Source organism: Acinetobacter portensis, assembly GCF_009372215.1.
In the GTDB taxonomy this organism is placed as follows: domain Bacteria; phylum Pseudomonadota; class Gammaproteobacteria; order Pseudomonadales; family Moraxellaceae; genus Acinetobacter; species Acinetobacter portensis.
Map to the genome: position 1 here is coordinate 1 of NZ_LWRV01000089.1, position 15714 is coordinate 15714.

General features: G+C 36.1%; 16 protein-coding genes. All 16 read right to left on the reverse strand.

All coding sequences use genetic code 11. The annotated features are described in order from the left end of the window. Positions 1–217 precede the first annotated feature (217 nt). Positions 218–2620 (reverse strand): glucose/quinate/shikimate family membrane-bound PQQ-dependent dehydrogenase, encoded by a 2403-nt coding sequence (locus A6M14_RS10630; protein WP_152874942.1) that lies wholly within the window; start codon positions 2618–2620, stop codon positions 218–220. A 185-nt stretch (positions 2621–2805) separates the two neighbouring features. Next, positions 2806–4050, reverse strand: coding sequence for a carbohydrate porin (locus A6M14_RS10635; RefSeq protein WP_152874944.1), 1245 nt, complete (start codon positions 4048–4050; stop codon positions 2806–2808). A 323-nt stretch (positions 4051–4373) separates the two neighbouring features. Beyond that, positions 4374–4787, reverse strand: coding sequence for a TM2 domain-containing protein (locus tag A6M14_RS14180; RefSeq protein ID WP_199287342.1), 414 nt, complete (start codon positions 4785–4787; stop codon positions 4374–4376). Between the two features lie 81 nt (positions 4788–4868). After that, entirely contained in the window at positions 4869–5273 is a 405-nt protein-coding gene (locus A6M14_RS10645; protein ID WP_152874945.1) for an NUDIX hydrolase, read from the reverse strand. Positions 5274–5435: 162 nt separating this feature from the next. Then, the gene (locus A6M14_RS10650) at positions 5436–5771 is read right to left on the reverse strand and encodes a YegP family protein (protein ID WP_152874947.1); all 336 of its coding nucleotides are present in this window, start codon (positions 5769–5771) and stop codon (positions 5436–5438) included. Between the two features lie 212 nt (positions 5772–5983). Then, on the reverse strand, positions 5984–6352 hold the full coding sequence (locus A6M14_RS10655; protein WP_152874948.1) for a 5-carboxymethyl-2-hydroxymuconate Delta-isomerase: 369 nt from the start codon (positions 6350–6352) through the stop codon (positions 5984–5986). A gap of 144 nt (positions 6353–6496) precedes the next feature. After that, positions 6497–6841: a zinc ribbon domain-containing protein YjdM gene (locus A6M14_RS10660; RefSeq protein WP_152874949.1), complete on the reverse strand. Its 345-nt coding sequence runs from the start codon at positions 6839–6841 to the stop codon at positions 6497–6499. A 160-nt stretch (positions 6842–7001) separates the two neighbouring features. Continuing rightward, positions 7002–7382 carry a ribonuclease E inhibitor RraB gene (locus A6M14_RS10665; RefSeq protein WP_152874950.1) on the reverse strand — a complete coding sequence of 127 codons (381 nt, stop codon included), beginning with the start codon at positions 7380–7382 and terminating at the stop codon, positions 7002–7004. 78 nt (positions 7383–7460) lie between these two features. Continuing rightward, positions 7461–8030: a hypothetical protein gene (locus A6M14_RS10670; RefSeq protein ID WP_152874952.1), complete on the reverse strand. Its 570-nt coding sequence runs from the start codon at positions 8028–8030 to the stop codon at positions 7461–7463. Further along, a complete protein-coding gene (locus A6M14_RS10675) occupies positions 8027–8461 on the reverse strand; it encodes a hypothetical protein (RefSeq protein ID WP_152874954.1) in 435 nt (144 codons plus the stop codon). The genes A6M14_RS10670 and A6M14_RS10675 overlap by 4 nt, the downstream gene beginning before the upstream one ends. A 149-nt stretch (positions 8462–8610) precedes the next feature. After that, the gene (locus A6M14_RS10680) at positions 8611–9159 is read right to left on the reverse strand and encodes a hypothetical protein (protein WP_152874956.1); all 549 of its coding nucleotides are present in this window, start codon (positions 9157–9159) and stop codon (positions 8611–8613) included. Then, a complete protein-coding gene (locus tag A6M14_RS10685; RefSeq protein WP_152874957.1) occupies positions 9143–9616 on the reverse strand; it encodes a DUF2931 family protein in 474 nt (157 codons plus the stop codon). The genes A6M14_RS10680 and A6M14_RS10685 overlap by 17 nt, the downstream gene beginning before the upstream one ends. Beyond that, entirely contained in the window at positions 9613–11010 is a 1398-nt protein-coding gene (locus A6M14_RS10690) for a phospholipase effector Tle1 domain-containing protein (protein ID WP_152874960.1), read from the reverse strand. The genes A6M14_RS10685 and A6M14_RS10690 overlap by 4 nt, the downstream gene beginning before the upstream one ends. Beyond that, entirely contained in the window at positions 10997–13768 is a 2772-nt protein-coding gene (locus tag A6M14_RS10695; protein ID WP_152874962.1) for a type VI secretion system Vgr family protein, read from the reverse strand. The genes A6M14_RS10690 and A6M14_RS10695 overlap by 14 nt, the downstream gene beginning before the upstream one ends. Before the next feature lie 98 nt (positions 13769–13866). Further along, positions 13867–14532 carry a pseudouridine synthase gene (locus tag A6M14_RS10700; RefSeq protein WP_152874963.1) on the reverse strand — a complete coding sequence of 222 codons (666 nt, stop codon included), beginning with the start codon at positions 14530–14532 and terminating at the stop codon, positions 13867–13869. Positions 14533–14610: 78 nt separating this feature from the next. Beyond that, positions 14611–15453 (reverse strand): GGDEF domain-containing protein, encoded by an 843-nt coding sequence (locus tag A6M14_RS10705; RefSeq protein ID WP_152874965.1) that lies wholly within the window; start codon positions 15451–15453, stop codon positions 14611–14613. Positions 15454–15714 lie beyond the last annotated feature (261 nt).

The following is a 15714-nucleotide window of genomic DNA, read 5'->3' on the forward strand; positions in this document are numbered from 1 at the left end:
ATACTTTTGGAAACACCACCCTTTTCTTTATTGTGTATTGTGCTTGATACTCAAAGTGCCGTAATAATTTCTAATAGATTACTTTTCGATAAATTTATCTTCAATCTAGCGATATATGACAAACTTTAAAAATCATTCATTTTTTAATTTAACTTCACTACATATTGCATAAAAAAGCCTGACGAATCAGGCTTTTTTACATGAACTAAACCATTCTTTATTTAGCATCTGGAAGTGCATAAGCAACTACAGAGTCACCCATTTTGGTACCAAACGATCCGTGACCACCCGCCATGATAACAACGTATTGTTTACCATTTGCTTCGTAAGTCATTGGTGTCGCTTGACCACCCGCAGGAAGACGACCTTTCCAAAGCTCATCACCATTTGTAACGTTGATTGCACGGATATAGTTATCTTGAGTTGCGCCAACAAACATCACGTTACCCGCAGTTGAGATAGAACCACCCAACATTGGAACGCCCATTTTGAATGGAGGTAATGGAATACCCGGCATACTGTCACGAATTGTACCAATACGACGTTTCCAAACTGTTTCGTGTGTATTTAAATCTACACCCGCAACAAAGCCCCAACCTGGTTGTTTACACGGTAAACCAAATGGAGATAAGAACGCGCTAATTTCAACACCGTAAGGCACGCCATACATTGGTTGAACACCCGCTTCAGTACCCGCACCTTTTGCAGTTTTAGGACGGTTTGCATCTTGAGGGATAAGCTTAGACACAAATGGCAAGCCAATTGGGTTCATTACAGCAATTTGACGGTCTGGGTTAACAGACATACCGCCCCATTCGAACACACCTAAGTTACCTGGGAATACCAAAGTACCATTTTCAGATGGTGGCGTATAAATGCCATCGTAGTTCAATTTATGGAAAGATACACGACAGATCAATTGGTCAAACATAGTGGCACCCCACATTTGTTTGTCAGTCAATTTCTCTTTAGGCGCCATATCGAAGTCAGAGAATGGTTGAGTTTTAGAATACCACTCACCTTTCGTTTGAGGACCACGTTTCACAGATTGTGGAACAGGTTTCTCTGTAATTGGCACAATTGCTTTACCATTACGACGATCTAAAACAAAAGCATTACCTGTTTTAGTCAATACATAAATAGCAGGAACAGTTTTGCCATCTTTGTCTTTAATATCAGCCAATGATGGTTGTGACGGTACATCCATATCCCAAAGGTCATGATGCGTTGTTTGGAAGTTCCAAACCAACTTACCTGTAGTCGCATTGATTGCTAACATTGAGTTCGCATAACGCTCGTGCAACTTAGTACGGTTACCACCCCAAATATCAGGAGTACCTACACCTGTTGGAACATATACGATGTCCAATTTAGCGTCATACGCTAAAGGTGCCCAAGCATTTGGTGAGTTTTGAACAAATTTTTGACCTGGAGCAGGAATTTTATTTGGATCTTCCGCACCTGTATCAAATACCCAAAGAAGTTCACCTGTATTTACGTCATAACCACGAATTACACCAGATGGCTCTTCAGTAGAATAGTTATCTGTAGTAGAACCCGCAATAATGATGGTTGTACCTGTTACAACAGGTGGTGATGTTGGGATATAACCACCCGGATACGGATACGGCATATCTTTTTGAAGATCAACTTCACCATTTTTACCAAAGTCTGAACATGGCTTACCTGTTTGTGGGTTTACCGCAACAAGACGACCATCATTCACAGGAAGAATGACTTTCTGAGGACATTCAGCAGATGTTGTTTTCTTTGAAGCTAAGCTAGTTTCGAAGCCAACAGTATTGTTTACGTCAAAATATGAAACACCACGACAAGTTAAATGCTGATACGTATGATCTGCGTTTAACTTAGGATCGTAAGTCCATTTTGCTTTACCTGTTGCAGGATCAAGTGCTGTCAATTTTTGGTGAGTTGTACACATGTACATGTTATCACCGACTTTAATTGGCGTTACCTGATTGGTTGTTTCACCCGAGTCATTTTCAGTTTTGAACTCACCCGTATGATATTCCCAAGCAACTTTCAGGTCTTTTACGTTTTCAGAATTAATTTGAGTTAATGGAGAATAACGTAAACCAGATTGCGTACGACCATAAGCAGGCCAATCGCCATCTGCAATACCCGGAGTCACTTCCGATTTAGCAGGTTGTTTAGTTGATAACTCACCACGGATTTCTTGTGGATCGTTAAAAACTGAATAGACCATAACTGCAATCGTAATTGCCAAAGTACCAGTCAATACTGTTTTAGCTGTTTTCGTATTATCAAAACCACGCGTAACCGCAGGAATTAATAATAAAAGCCCAAATACACCTAAAATGTCTAAACGAGGCGCAAGTGCGAAGAAGTCAGAACCAACTTCCCAAAGCCCCCATACCACTGTACCAAGTACAAGTGCCGAATAAACAATAAGCGCAGTGCTTTTTAATTTTTGCAATAAAATTGCTGTAGCAATGAAGAATATACCTGCAATGATGTAGTACCAAGACCCACCTAGTGTTGCAAGATATACCCCTCCAATCAGCAGTACTAAACCGAAAATAATAGCAACAACGGCTAAAATCGTTTTTAGAACTGAACCTGAAGATGGAGTACTCATATTGACCACCTATTTTAAGATTCTGTTAACGCTCATTTACTTAGGGAGATAAAGATTTAACTTTAAATAAATGAGCACCTTTACAGTTCACAGACCTTAAATATTTACACCATTCAGAGCATGCATAATTTCTTTATGCATCAAAATACTCAATCATTACGTGCAAATATTTATAAGTCTAAAAACTAAAATGCTGTTTGGAATTTAATACCACCAACCCAAGCATTTTCACCATTTTTATATGCGCCTACATGACGAATATATTGAACATTTGGACGAATTGTTAACCAATTTGCCGCATGAATTCCGTAATATATTTCTGCATCGTATTCTTCACTACGACCATCATTTAAGTCGTTGTTCATGTTAATACGAGCTAAACCAACAGCAATCTCATCTTTAGGACGAGCATCCATTGCACCTTTGTAAACAAGACCAATGTTTTGCATATCTGATTTTTCATTGGTTTTAGAATCATGAACCGTTAAGTTCACAAAACCAGTTAAACCACGAGAAGCATCACCTTTATGTGCAGTCAATTGTTGCTTCGCAACAACCCAACCACCTTGATGATGACCTGTTTCACCAGTCGTGCTAGCAATTACATCAGCATCAGCTGTGCTGTAGTAATAACCTGCACGGTATTCACCAGAAAGTTTCTCTGAACCTAATTTAGGAGTCCAAACAACTTCCACAGGAATCATCGCACCTTTAGAACCATCTGTACTTAGGTTGAAACCCTTACCACGTTTAAGGTTTTCAGGGTTATATTCATAAGCACCTACTTGAGCATAAACCTCAGGTGTGATGTTGTATTTCACACGTGCAGCCCATTGTGATACTGGCCAGTTGTACCATTGGTCACCTACCCAGTTACCCACTTGTGAACCACAAAGTGCTAAGTTTTGGAAATCGCAATCGAAGCTATTGAAATCTTCACCTTCGCCAAAACGACCCACTTTAACGTCTAATTTTTGGTCTAAGAATTTTTTCTTAATCCAAAAATCAGTTAAACGCCAAGTTTGACCACGTCCCCACACTTCTTGTGAAGAACTCAAATGACCATCTAAGGCATCTGAAGTTTGAGAAAGTGAGCGACCATTACGTTCTGTTACCGTAATTTGTGCTTCGGTGTCTTTCCAACCTGCAATTTTTTCTAAGTCTAAATGTGCACCAATCGCAAATTGATCTGCGTATTCTGTACCATGACTAGAAGATTTTTTAGCATCAATAAGGTTTGCTAACTCGCCTGTGTAACCAAAGCTGAAGTCGTAACCTTTATTTTGAAGATCTGTTCTTTGACCATTCCAGTCACCAAACATCCACGGACTTTCTGTGCTAAAAGCATCAGCGGCATGTGTCGCTGAAATGCCCAATGTAAGGCTTGCAAATGTGGTTAAAACCAATTTTGAGAGAGGTGAACAATACATAAAATGTACTACCTTTTTCACGTTTTTAGTGTCGTTATGTTACTCCTATTCTTTATTTTTTGCACAACTGTTCATTATTGTTTAAAAAATCAATAGGATATGATTTGTTTAAGAATATCATTTTTATGAATAGCCTTAATAAAGTATACTTTTTAGATCTAAAAAAATGCTCTATTTACATATCTACACATAAAAATTAATCACGTAATTTCTACCTCTATATTTTTTGTTTTCACTAAACCTAATTATGCTTTTATTTGTATTATTTTTATCTTAAAAATAGAAGATGTATAACAACACCCTCTATTTTTCATGAATAAAAATCAACCATACTTTTTCGCAAAATCTTCATCGCTTGTACATAAGTAAATAATGAATTCAATAAATGCGACGATAGATGGAATAAATGTCCAGCAGAATAATAAATAAACAATGCCCCAACCTATTTGTCCTAAATAAAACTTATGAACACCAAATCCACCTAAGAAAAATGCCAGTACAGCAGCAATAATTTTGCTTTTTTCCCCAGCTTGAGTAAAGGTATTACGCTGTCCACCAATCAAGTAAATTTCTACAGCACTTCCTTCTCCTGTTACTTGAAAGTCAACTTGCTGTCCTTTGATGGGTGCAATTTGTTCATTCCAAGAACTACCTGAAAATGAATAACGATTTTGGTCATCGCCACTAATTATTCCAGTATTGTCTTGAATTGAATAATCTAAAATAATGCCTTTCATTGTTGTTCTCTTTGATTGTTTTTCAAACAGATTATAATCACAAAAATGATAAATCACATAAATATTTTCTGATTTAAATTCTTAAAAAGCTCTACTTTTCACTTCACCATTAAAAGTAAGACAATCTTCAACACGTTGCTTTTGAATTGGACTTAATTCATCTATCGAAAACCATTTAAATTCAGAATGTTCTGAACTTAATTGAATATTTGAGTTTTTAGATAGATGACATCTAAATATAAAAGCATGCGAAATTACAGCAGAATGAAAATAGACACCTGACAAATAATCGATGGAAATATCACAACCTAATTCTTCTTTGCATTCACGAATAAGCGCTTCATGGATAGTCTCCCCTATATCTAAACCACCACCAGGTAGCCCCCATGCACAATTGGCATAAGTCGCTTTTAGAAGTAAAACTTCATTGTTTTCATTTAAAATAACAGCATGTGAACTTAATCTATAAAAATCTGTAAATGCCATATTTCAATTTTCACTTAATATTCATTATTTAAATTATGCTTTAAATAATCGCTAAATAAATGACTAGATTTTTATCTTTATAAAATTTATTAAGTATTTTCAAAAAATCTAAGTGAAAATAAAAAAGCATGCCTAAGCATGCTTTTTTCCGTCAAATAATAACTATACGGTTTGATCTTTAACGACAGTTTTAACACCATTATTTTTCACAGAATCTATGCCTTTTTCTCGTGACTGTTCACTCGCATATAACTGACTTGTTCCAATAACCTGATGATTTGCTGCTTTTAAATTGAAATAGGGTTTCCCATTTTTAGCAGTCAGTCTTTCATAGCGTGAATCATCTGTACAATTTTTCTGAACAGATTCAATACCAACTTGAGCCGAAGGTTTAGCTTTATATAATTCACTGGTTAGGATTGTTTCACCATTCCCTGCTTTTAGAACAAAACGATATTGTCCGTCTTTTGCCTGACTAATCTCGAACCATCCTGACATACCACACCTCTTCTAATTGCTCTTATTTATGTGTATTTAAAATATATTGGGTAAATTTTATTCTACTTATATGAAATATAAATGACTTTTAAAAAATAAAAAAGTACTTAACTTAAAAATAAGTACCTATTTCGAATGAACTTTATTAAATTTTTAAGATATTTACATCATAAGAAAGGTAAAACTTACTCAGAAGTTTTACCTTGGATTATTTAGTTTGAACTTATTATTTTTTTCGCATAAATTTCACGTTGCATTTCCAGTACTTCCACACAGAGTTGAACCGTCACTTTTTCTTGCTTTGGTGCATTATCTGTAAGTACATTCAGTAAACATGCCGAAATTTCTTGTCGTAATTCCACAGATCGACCTGTAAGCAGTGACAACTTCAAATGAATATAAGCCTGATTGGGTTCATTATCTCCAATCACATAGTCTTTTTGGCATGTTGCACGACTTTTAATGTCCAAACCTGCTTGAGCATAACCACCGTTAATTAATGCTTTATTTAATGAAAGTAAAAGTGGTTTTACTTCTAAGTTTTCAATATTGTCTGAATATTCAAGATGGATGTGAGGCATAGAAAAATCTTCAAAATGTTTTTATTGTTATATCACGTTCGTTTTCTTGATACAGCCTGAAGCTGTTTATTTGTTTGATTTTTATATATTTCAGGCAAGAAAAAAGCACAGTAAAAATACGGTGCTTTTTTCTTTCAAATACGTTTAAGCTTTTTTCACGTATTCAGATTTCAATTTCATTGCGCCTACACCATCAACTTTACAATCGATATCGTGTCCATCGGCAGCATCTGGTAACAAGCGAATATTTTTTACTTTTGTACCTACTTTCACCACAGATGATGAGCCTTTAATTTTAAGGTCTTTAATCACTGTTACTGTGTCGCCATCTGCAAGTACGTTGCCGTTTGCATCTTTAATAATAGCGTTAGTTTCCGCTTCTGAAGTTTCGCCATCTTTCCATTCATGTGAACATTCAGGACAAATAAGTAGTTCGCCATCTTCGTATGTGTATTCTGATTGGCATTTTGGACAATTAGGTAAAGACATAAAAAATCTCAAGAAAAAAAGACAAAATATAAAAACACACTATAACATTTTTATATTTCGTTGATGTAGCCAAAAGCCATGTTTTAAGTATGGTTTTTATTTCTCAATTGGGTCAGCAATAAAAAAAGCATGCTCAATAGCATGCTTTTTTTTGAATTTTTTATGCAGGTTGTTCTGCATCTAAATCTTCGTCCTCATCATCGTAGACGTAAGCCATACAGCCCCATCCATCGTATTCGCCATTATATTCTGTGCCAATTTTAGTGAACCATTCTTCTAAGTCTACAATATCTGAATAGTCTGGTTCCATGTAAACATAAATGGTAATAAACCATTCGTTACTTTCTTCATCTTGAAACAATGAGATTTTTTGTTCTTCTTGAAGTAAGAATAGTGCGCATTTTTCTGCAAGTTCTTGGCTTTTAAATGCAATTGAGTATTCAATTTCATGTGCAACTGTTAGGTCATCACCATCTTCAGCCATTTGCCAAAGTACGTTGCCGTTGTCATCATCTGGAAATTGTTGATAATCGCGTGACATTGTTTTTCCTTATTTTAAACATATATTTCTATGTTCTAGATTAGCCTATATATGTTTCATTTTGGAGATTTTCTTATTTCAACTTGTAGTTCTTCGTTTAAAACTATCCATCAATTGCTTCCACGCATCCATTGCATATTGAATGTCAGTACTTGATGAACCCACTTTATATTTCATGGTTAAACGTACCGCAGGTTTATTAATATCTTCTTTTTCTCCATCTGTACCCCATGCACACCACACATAACTATATGGATTAAACTTGGCTGCAGGCACAATATAACAACGCTCGATTCCTTTCATACCTGCTAGGTCTCTACTACTGCTATATAACTTTTTATATGTTCCTTCACTTAACCTTTTTAGTCGTGCTATAGCATCTTCTAGTTCGTCCTTAGTATCACCTTTGTCTTTTCTTGCACCTACATCTAAATGTAAAGACATGGGCACAACTTTTGACTCCATTCTATATTCTATGTTTGGATGCGAGTCGGGCTTCATCCACACCACTGGACCGACCGCCATATAGTTTTTATTACTCAATAGGTTTTTATTAGTACTCAGTACTTCTGTTAAAAAGGTTTTTCCACTTTTATATTGGTCTCTACTTACAATGAGTGAAGCAGGCTGCATATTCTGCCGTGTCATAATATATTGATGCCGTTCCGGCACATATATATAGTATTGTGTAGAGTGTAGAGTGTAGAAGTAAAACTGGTATCTAAACTATTTAAAGAATTGGCGATAATTTTATAATGCTGTGCATCATAACGAATAGCCTCATATAAGGCGGTGGTCATATTTAACGGTGGATACATTTTTTTAACGTCCTCATCCGCATAAGTTTGATAACTCTCTCGCCCATAAGCAAGGGCCTTTTCGGAAATTTTATGGTTTTTAAATACATTTATACGTTCATTCACCAACTCATCAAAAGCTTGTTGTGACGTTATAGGGTAAGCAAAAAAACGATTGCCCCAAAATTCACCCTCAATTTGGCTATCATCCACCGTTATGTCTTGTGGAATATCTATTTGGTAATAATGAAAATATAAAGCCTTTGCTGGGTAAATACGCATAGTCTGTTGTTCCTGCGTTTTAGCACAACTTACGTTTACCATACATAAAGCAAATAATATTGTTATCCATTGTGAAGTACATATTGTCATTATTATTTTCTTCTATTAAAAATAAGTTGCAAAGCCTAAAACTTTACAACTTTTAAAAATTAACGATTAAATTCCTGAGCACGAATATTTTTAAATTCGACAATCTTTTCACCTTGTTGAAAATAAACAGATAAATGTTTATCGTTTGGCATATCAATTATAATTTTAACTTTACTTCTATAATCAAAATGTTCTTTAAAAAATTCATAAGGCTGTTTAAAGATAATATTTAATCGTCTCACTTTTTTATCATGAACAAAATCGAAGAGTATTCTTTTAGGAAGTGACTTTATAATTTCTTGATTTACATCTTTTAATACATGAGTATATTCACCATTTATCGTGTTTGTTGCATATGCAATTAACTCCTCTTGACCTTTCAAGGAAAGTGTCCAAGACACTGGTCTAAAATACTCTTCATTATAAGTTTTGGGTAAATCATCTATAAACTTTTTATTATTTTTAAGTATTGCTTGTGGGTATTCTTCACGGGGTTTAATGACACTTCGTGAGCTTAACAACCAAGTATCACGTGCATGTTGCTCCCACTCATAATCAATTGCTTCTGCTTGGTAGGTACCCACTAATTTTTTAGCAACCCCCCACATATATATATACTTTACCCTTTGGTGCTACATTAACAATAATTTCATCATATTTATCGTTAATACGTCCTTTACGACTGGAAAAAACATCTAAGACTTTTTCTTTATTTAATAGTATGTTTAATTCTTTTTTAGGGAGTTCAAATTCCCCCCGCCAAAATTGATTTTCTGTCAAAGAAAACCACATGACTTTTATTTTTGAAGGAATTTCTTTAATACTATTTGAAGAATTTTGTACACCATAACCTAATTGCCCTGTTGTTGCATTGCGTCCACCAAAACGGGTAATAATTTGGTTTTTTTCATTCAATAGTACAGAATGTTGATTATTAAATTCTGAGAAATAACCCGTAGGATATCCGATATATACCCCATATGTTTCAGCATGCGCCATATTTTCACCTATATTTAAAATAAGAATTAAAAAGACTACAAAAGTGAAAATAGATTGTTTTTTCATGTAGAAACGCCCTCTTGATTTTGTATTGGAGTCTCTTGGTACTTATAACCTTTCTCTACCTCTGGTCGCTTGGGGTTACTATAATCTAAATTTCCATCTGCTTTTTTAGTTTTACTTAAAATTGTTCCTCTATTATCAATAGCATCATAAGTTAATGAACTATGAATATAACGATTATAAATTTCCTGCATATCCTCCTCTGAAGGTAGTAACGGAACCTGATGCCCACCTTTTTTATTTGGATAGGCTACCTTCACATATGCCAAAGCGCCTTCATGAAAACGACTTAAATAGTCATTTTTTTTCATTTCATTAAAGCCTTCTTCAAAATCTGTATCATTTAAACGTATGTAATTTGCTTTATCTTTAGCTATTTCATACATTGCATCACAGGTAATAAATTGATAATGATATTCTACCTCCCTAGTCGCATAAATTTTTGTTCCCTGTCCTAAAGTAGGTTTATACTCAATTTGATTGGGTCGATAATAGCCTTTTTTAATAAACCAATTAAAGTCGATATATTCTTTATGATTCATATGTAAACCGAACCATGTATTTATTAATTTTCCCTGTACTCCAGCTTCCCCATCTTCTACATAACCCAAAAAGCGATCTTTCTCTGGATATCTTTCATTATATCCACCACCTATATCCGAATGCGCTCCAGGAAAACTACATTCAAAACCTATACCATCATGAAGTGCGGCATGAATTGGCGTTAATGGGAAATGTTTTCTATAATCATTTTGCGCAGTAATATGCGCAATATAATTAATCTCCTGCGCTATACCAATATCTAAACCACTTTCTTTTACATCGTTATAATGCGCTAATCCATCGGAAGAAACGGTATCATAAATACCCACAAAATTAATTTTGCATACATTCCAATCTTTATATTTTTCCGATTTCACCAAATAACAAAAGTGCCGTGCCCAAGCTGCACCACGGCTAAAGCCATAAACATTCAATATCACTTTTTCTTTAGAAACCCCTTCTAAAATTTTTTCTAATTGAGCTAAAGCACTCTCTACCCTTGTCGTTCTTCCTGATTTCCCCTTTGAAAAACCTAAACCAGCTGTATCATCTTCTTCATCTCTCGTCGTACCAGAACCCTCTATATATAATTTTTTTACATCATCAAACTCTTGCATTGCCATAAATAACAAGGCAATGTTTGAATAATAATTTTCATAACTCACGCTTCCTTCTTTTGCTTTATCTTTATTTTCTCTATATGTAGCAGTATTAAAACGGTTATTTCCTGTGCCATCAAAAAACACATGAACGGTTAATTGTTCAAGTTCCGCATCTGTATAAGTCGCACCTGGAGTCGTAGTTTTGCTTGTTGCTAAAACTTGCTCATCTGGTTTTGCTTCAATTTCCACCATTCTCGCTTTCTCCTTTTTCTTCTTCTAAGTCTTCTTTATCTTCAACATTCTTATCAAAATCTTGTAAAATCTTAACGGTCTTACCTTCAAAGTTCGTATTTACACGGTTAGTAAACCCTTTTTCATCTGTTACCCCTCTAAACACCTGTTCATCATCGCCAATCACAATTTTGTATTTAATACCAACTAAGGGATTTCCTCTCTGATCTAAAATACGAAAAGCTTCATCATGCGAGGCTTGGAATGCAGGCAAATTATAGGTTGTGGTTTTTTGTGGCTCCATTTTATGCTCGCTAGCATATGCAGCCCACGTTCCTTTAGTACCATGCTCTATTCCATTTTTTGTTATTTTTATATAATTACCACCTACATAAAGCAATATTTCCTCTGCAGCGGCAATTTCAACTTTATTTTTCACACTTAAAATTTTGACTTTTTTATCACCTATTATTTCAACATCATCACTTTGTGCAATTAACTCAAGTTTTCCTCGAGCAGCAACCAAACGTGCACCACAATTCTGTGCAAACATAGAAATACCATTCACAACACTCGCAAATAAATTTTTACCACTAACAAGGCTTATGTCTTTTTGTGAGGTGAGTGCAATATGTTCTCTACTTTCTATATGCGTTGTTTTTTCAGAAGTAACCGCAATACCTGCATTTGAACCAATTACAATTTCTTCGGTTTGTACTTCAGGCTGTTTTTTAGTGTTATCACCTTCTATATTTTCTAACTGTTGTTTTAACTCATCACCTGCCAATTCCGCCTCTGCTCTTGGGTCGGCTTTATGTGCCAATGCAGATTGAATTTGCATCTTGTGAAGATCGACTGCATTTTTTAATCGCGTAGTTACCTCTTTAATATCTTTAATATACTTATCTGCTTTTATACGTGCATAAGTTGAAATAATTAACCCTTTCGCTGCACGCACCACCCCATGCCCATCTGTTCTTAACTCAAAACCCTCTCCTCGAAAGTCCTTTCTTCCGCTTGAGTCGGGGATACGGATAATGTGTCCTAGATTCAGCTCACTCGATTGATGGTCACTTTTTAGGTGCAGTTGTAAGTTACCTGGCGTGTCATCCATCACCAATTGATTCGATCCACTGCCTTTAAATTCTTTGGATTTAATACCGCTAAGTGCTTGTTGTGATGGTAAATTCCATACGGGCATGTTGTCGGGATTAGTTAAGCGTCCAGATATAAATGGCATATCAGGATCACCATTAAAGAAGTCAATAATGACTTCATGTCCTATACGTGGAATATGAATCGTGCCGTAGTTATGTCCTGCCCATGCGGTAGATACGCGTAACCAACAGGTGTTGGTTTTATCTCGCTTTTCGGGTTTCTTGTTATTGTATGAATTATGGATGTCATCTTTGTTGGTTCTGTCCCAGTGGAACTTAACTCTTACTCGTCCATATTTATCGGTATAGATTTCTTCGCCTTCGGGTCCAACAACAATTGCAGTTTGTGCTCTGCCTATGGGTTTGTTAATACTGCGTTCTGGGCGGAGTACTTGTTCATCGGGTTGTACTATAAATTCGACTTGGGAGTCGTAGTATTGGTTGCTGTTTTGTTCTTGGCTGATGTCTTGGATGGTGGTTTGGGTTCCTAGCACAATCCAGCCGCCATTCGATTGGCTGTTGGGATGGTTATTCAGCTCAAACTTGAAGCCTGTTTGTAGGCCTTTGAGGTGTCCTTTGCCTTGGGCTCTATAGCCGTGTTGATAAACGCGTTCTATGTATTGTCGTGCTTTGTCTTGTCCGCCTTCTTTGGCATCGAAATAGTCCCCTTGGTTCCATTCGTATATTTCGTTTTCTGCATGCAGGTGTTCCCACATAAATTGTTCTTCTGCAATTTGTTTGAGTTGTGGGGTTTTGAATTGGTAGTCGCCTAGATAGACTTTGCCACTCACCAATTGTTGGGCGGGTTCAAAAAACTCGATGTATTCGGCTTTATTGGGAAAGCGTTGGTTTGGTGGGTAAATGTCTAGCTTTTGGTAGCCTTCGGCTTGCATGGGTTTAAAGGAGGAGTTGTGGTCGGAAATCACGAGGGTGAGTTCGTTGTGGCTGTGTTCGAAGTGGTAGTTTATTCCGTGTTCTTGCATAAGTCGGCTAATGAAGTCAAAGTCGCTCTCTCCATATTGGACTTGGTAGTCAAGTCCTATGAAGTTGCCACTAATGCGGTATTCAACGGGGTATGGATATTTTTGTAATATGTCTTCAAGAATCGTGGTGACTGATTCATCTTGGTAAATACGGTAGTTCGTGGTTTTTGTCAGGAGCCACAGCCATGGTACGAGGGTGATTTTATAGCAGGCATGCCGGTTGCGGACTGGAAGTACTTCGACTTTATTCACCATGCCTCTAAAGTATCTTGCCCCATTGATACTGTTTTGGTAGGTGTGGTCTTGGCTGAAGTTGTTAATTTGGCTCAGTTGGGAGATATCGAGTTTTAAGCCATCTAGGCGCATACAGATCGTAAGTTCTGTACCTATTAAACTTTGCAGGTTTAAGTCTGATGCGGGTGTGCCACTGTTTTTTGCTTGTTCTGGTGAAATATAGCCTTCTAATCCCATATATCCGTGGGCAGGATTACCGTATTCATCTCGTATTTTTACTATCAGTTGGTATTCAAAGAGTTCATTTATTTTTTCTACGCCCGTTAAAGAGTCGAACCAAAAATATGGGGTTCCAAACATACTTACAGGCAAAGCTTCGCCTTTAATTGTGATTTGATGGGTCATTGTTATATTTTCTGCTTACATTTTATTCCTCACTAACTTAATGTGTTTGCTTATAAATGTAAAATACATCACACTTTTCACATTCATTCACAAAAAATCTAAAAAGGTACATTCCCTTTAATTTCAACTTCCTTTCCACTCAAAGGCTGAGTAAAAGCCAAATAACTTGCATGTAATGCCATTCTATTTAATACACTTCGTTCAGGCTCAGGATGATAAATTTTATCGCCTGTAATCGGGTGACCAATATGCATCATATGCACACGCAGTTGATGTGAACGCCCTGTAATTGGTGTCAATAAAACACGCGTAATATCTTCTTCTACATTATATTCCAAGGCTTGATACAGCGTTTTTGCAGATTTCCCTAACTCAAAATGCACCATCTGACGCGGACGATTTTCCCAATCTGTAATTAAAGGAACGTCTACACTTCCCTCACCTTCAAGTTTCCCTTGAACCAAAGCAATATAGTTCTTCGTTACAGTTCTCGCTTGAAACATCTTACTAATAGCAACTTCAGCATCACGATGTTTGGCAAACATTAAAATGCCCGAGGTCGCCATATCTAGACGATGCGTGATTTTCGCATTTGGATATTTCTCCAAAACACGTAAATAAGCACTGTCATGATGTTCAGGTAATCGCCCAGGAACAGACAACAATTCCGCAGGCTTTTCAATCACCACCAAATCATCATCTTCATAGACAATAGAAAGTGGTTCTTGCGGAGGCATATATACAAATTTGTCGTCTAAAGGCATGAAATTACAGCATCGGGAGGAAAAAACGCAAAGTAGCAAGATGCTTTTCGGCTGTCAATCTTTCAGCTATAACTGTTATTAAGCCAATTGAATTGTGGTTTGAGATTTGCCAAGTTCTTTAGCTTTATACATCAATAAATCTGCTTGGTGTGTTGCATCATCTAAGTTTTCAGGAAGATGCTCAAATATACTAATGCCCATACTAAAATCGACACCACATTGAGCTTTTAAACCACTTTCCTCAAACTTTCTACGTAAACGCATGGCATAGTCTTCAGCGCCTTTAGCATCTGTATTTTTAAGAATAATAATAAATTCATCACCGCCCATACGTGCAACAACATCTGAACTTCTTGTAGAATTTTTCAAAACTTGAGCAAATTCTACGAGTACATCATCACCTTTTGTATGTCCCAACGAATCATTTACTTTTTTAAAGCCATCTAGGTCAATTACCCCAACAGCAAAAGTCTGTGAAGATTTATGTGATTTACGTCGAATATCATCATATTGCATTTGAAATGCACGGGAATTGCTTAAAGCCGTTAAACTATCTTTCATTGCCATTTTGGTCATTTCAATTAAATTGCTACGAACCTTAAACAGCAAAACAGCCACAACACTAAAAAAGGCTAAACGCACAAATGCATTCCAATACGGTGTAAAAGACTGTGTATATTGATGTCCCGAACCAAAGTCTGCATATAACCACGTACAACCTGCTGCTAATATTGTGAATATGGTAACTTTGGGTGTGTCGTACCAAGCTGCAATAGAGACAGGAATTAAATAAAAAACAGCAAAGGAGTATTCATAACCTGTTGCAAGGTCAATCCATCCCATAACAAGTATGGATAAAATGATAATAAGTCGTCGAGTGAATGCGCGCCCTGAAAGCATTCTTTCAAGCTTAGTCATCATTACGCATCTCCTGACGTCTTAGAATTAGATTTTTACACCCTTATTTTTATCATAAATAATTGATAATAATCAAAAGTATTTCATCGTATAGTTGGTGTTCTCTTCATATCCGTCAGCCTCTAAACTTGATAAAAATGAACACTCAATTTTATTTATTTTTATCAAATGCGAATTTATTATAAATATACTTTTGGATTATTTTTTATTCAGCTTATTGGTCAAATCAATATTAAAAGTGCACCACAGTAAGGCTTTTAACCA

What these genes read in the sequence shown, in the direction of transcription:
- A6M14_RS10705 (WP_152874965.1), bottom strand. Translation starts at nt 15,453, where the DNA reads ATGATGACTAAGCTTGAAAGAATGCTTTCAGGGCGCGCATTCACTCGA.
- A6M14_RS10675 (WP_152874954.1), bottom strand. Translation starts at nt 8,461, where the DNA reads ATGCGTATTTACCCAGCAAAGGCTTTATATTTTCATTATTACCAAATA.
- A6M14_RS10665 (WP_152874950.1), bottom strand. Translation starts at nt 7,382, where the DNA reads ATGTCACGCGATTATCAACAATTTCCAGATGATGACAACGGCAACGTA.
- A6M14_RS10700 (WP_152874963.1), bottom strand. Translation starts at nt 14,532, where the DNA reads ATGCCTTTAGACGACAAATTTGTATATATGCCTCCGCAAGAACCACTT.
- A6M14_RS10695 (WP_152874962.1), bottom strand. Translation starts at nt 13,768, where the DNA reads ATGACCCATCAAATCACAATTAAAGGCGAAGCTTTGCCTGTAAGTATG.
- A6M14_RS10670 (WP_152874952.1), bottom strand. Translation starts at nt 8,030, where the DNA reads ATGACACGGCAGAATATGCAGCCTGCTTCACTCATTGTAAGTAGAGAC.
- A6M14_RS10660 (WP_152874949.1), bottom strand. Translation starts at nt 6,841, where the DNA reads ATGTCTTTACCTAATTGTCCAAAATGCCAATCAGAATACACATACGAA.
- A6M14_RS10630 (WP_152874942.1), bottom strand. Translation starts at nt 2,620, where the DNA reads ATGAGTACTCCATCTTCAGGTTCAGTTCTAAAAACGATTTTAGCCGTT.
- A6M14_RS10650 (WP_152874947.1), bottom strand. Translation starts at nt 5,771, where the DNA reads ATGTCAGGATGGTTCGAGATTAGTCAGGCAAAAGACGGACAATATCGT.
- A6M14_RS10655 (WP_152874948.1), bottom strand. Translation starts at nt 6,352, where the DNA reads ATGCCTCACATCCATCTTGAATATTCAGACAATATTGAAAACTTAGAA.
- A6M14_RS10680 (WP_152874956.1), bottom strand. Translation starts at nt 9,159, where the DNA reads ATGTGGGGGGTTGCTAAAAAATTAGTGGGTACCTACCAAGCAGAAGCA.
- A6M14_RS10635 (WP_152874944.1), bottom strand. Translation starts at nt 4,050, where the DNA reads ATGTATTGTTCACCTCTCTCAAAATTGGTTTTAACCACATTTGCAAGC.
- A6M14_RS14180 (WP_199287342.1), bottom strand. Translation starts at nt 4,787, where the DNA reads ATGAAAGGCATTATTTTAGATTATTCAATTCAAGACAATACTGGAATA.
- A6M14_RS10685 (WP_152874957.1), bottom strand. Translation starts at nt 9,616, where the DNA reads ATGAAAAAACAATCTATTTTCACTTTTGTAGTCTTTTTAATTCTTATT.
- A6M14_RS10645 (WP_152874945.1), bottom strand. Translation starts at nt 5,273, where the DNA reads ATGGCATTTACAGATTTTTATAGATTAAGTTCACATGCTGTTATTTTA.
- A6M14_RS10690 (WP_152874960.1), bottom strand. Translation starts at nt 11,010, where the DNA reads ATGGTGGAAATTGAAGCAAAACCAGATGAGCAAGTTTTAGCAACAAGC.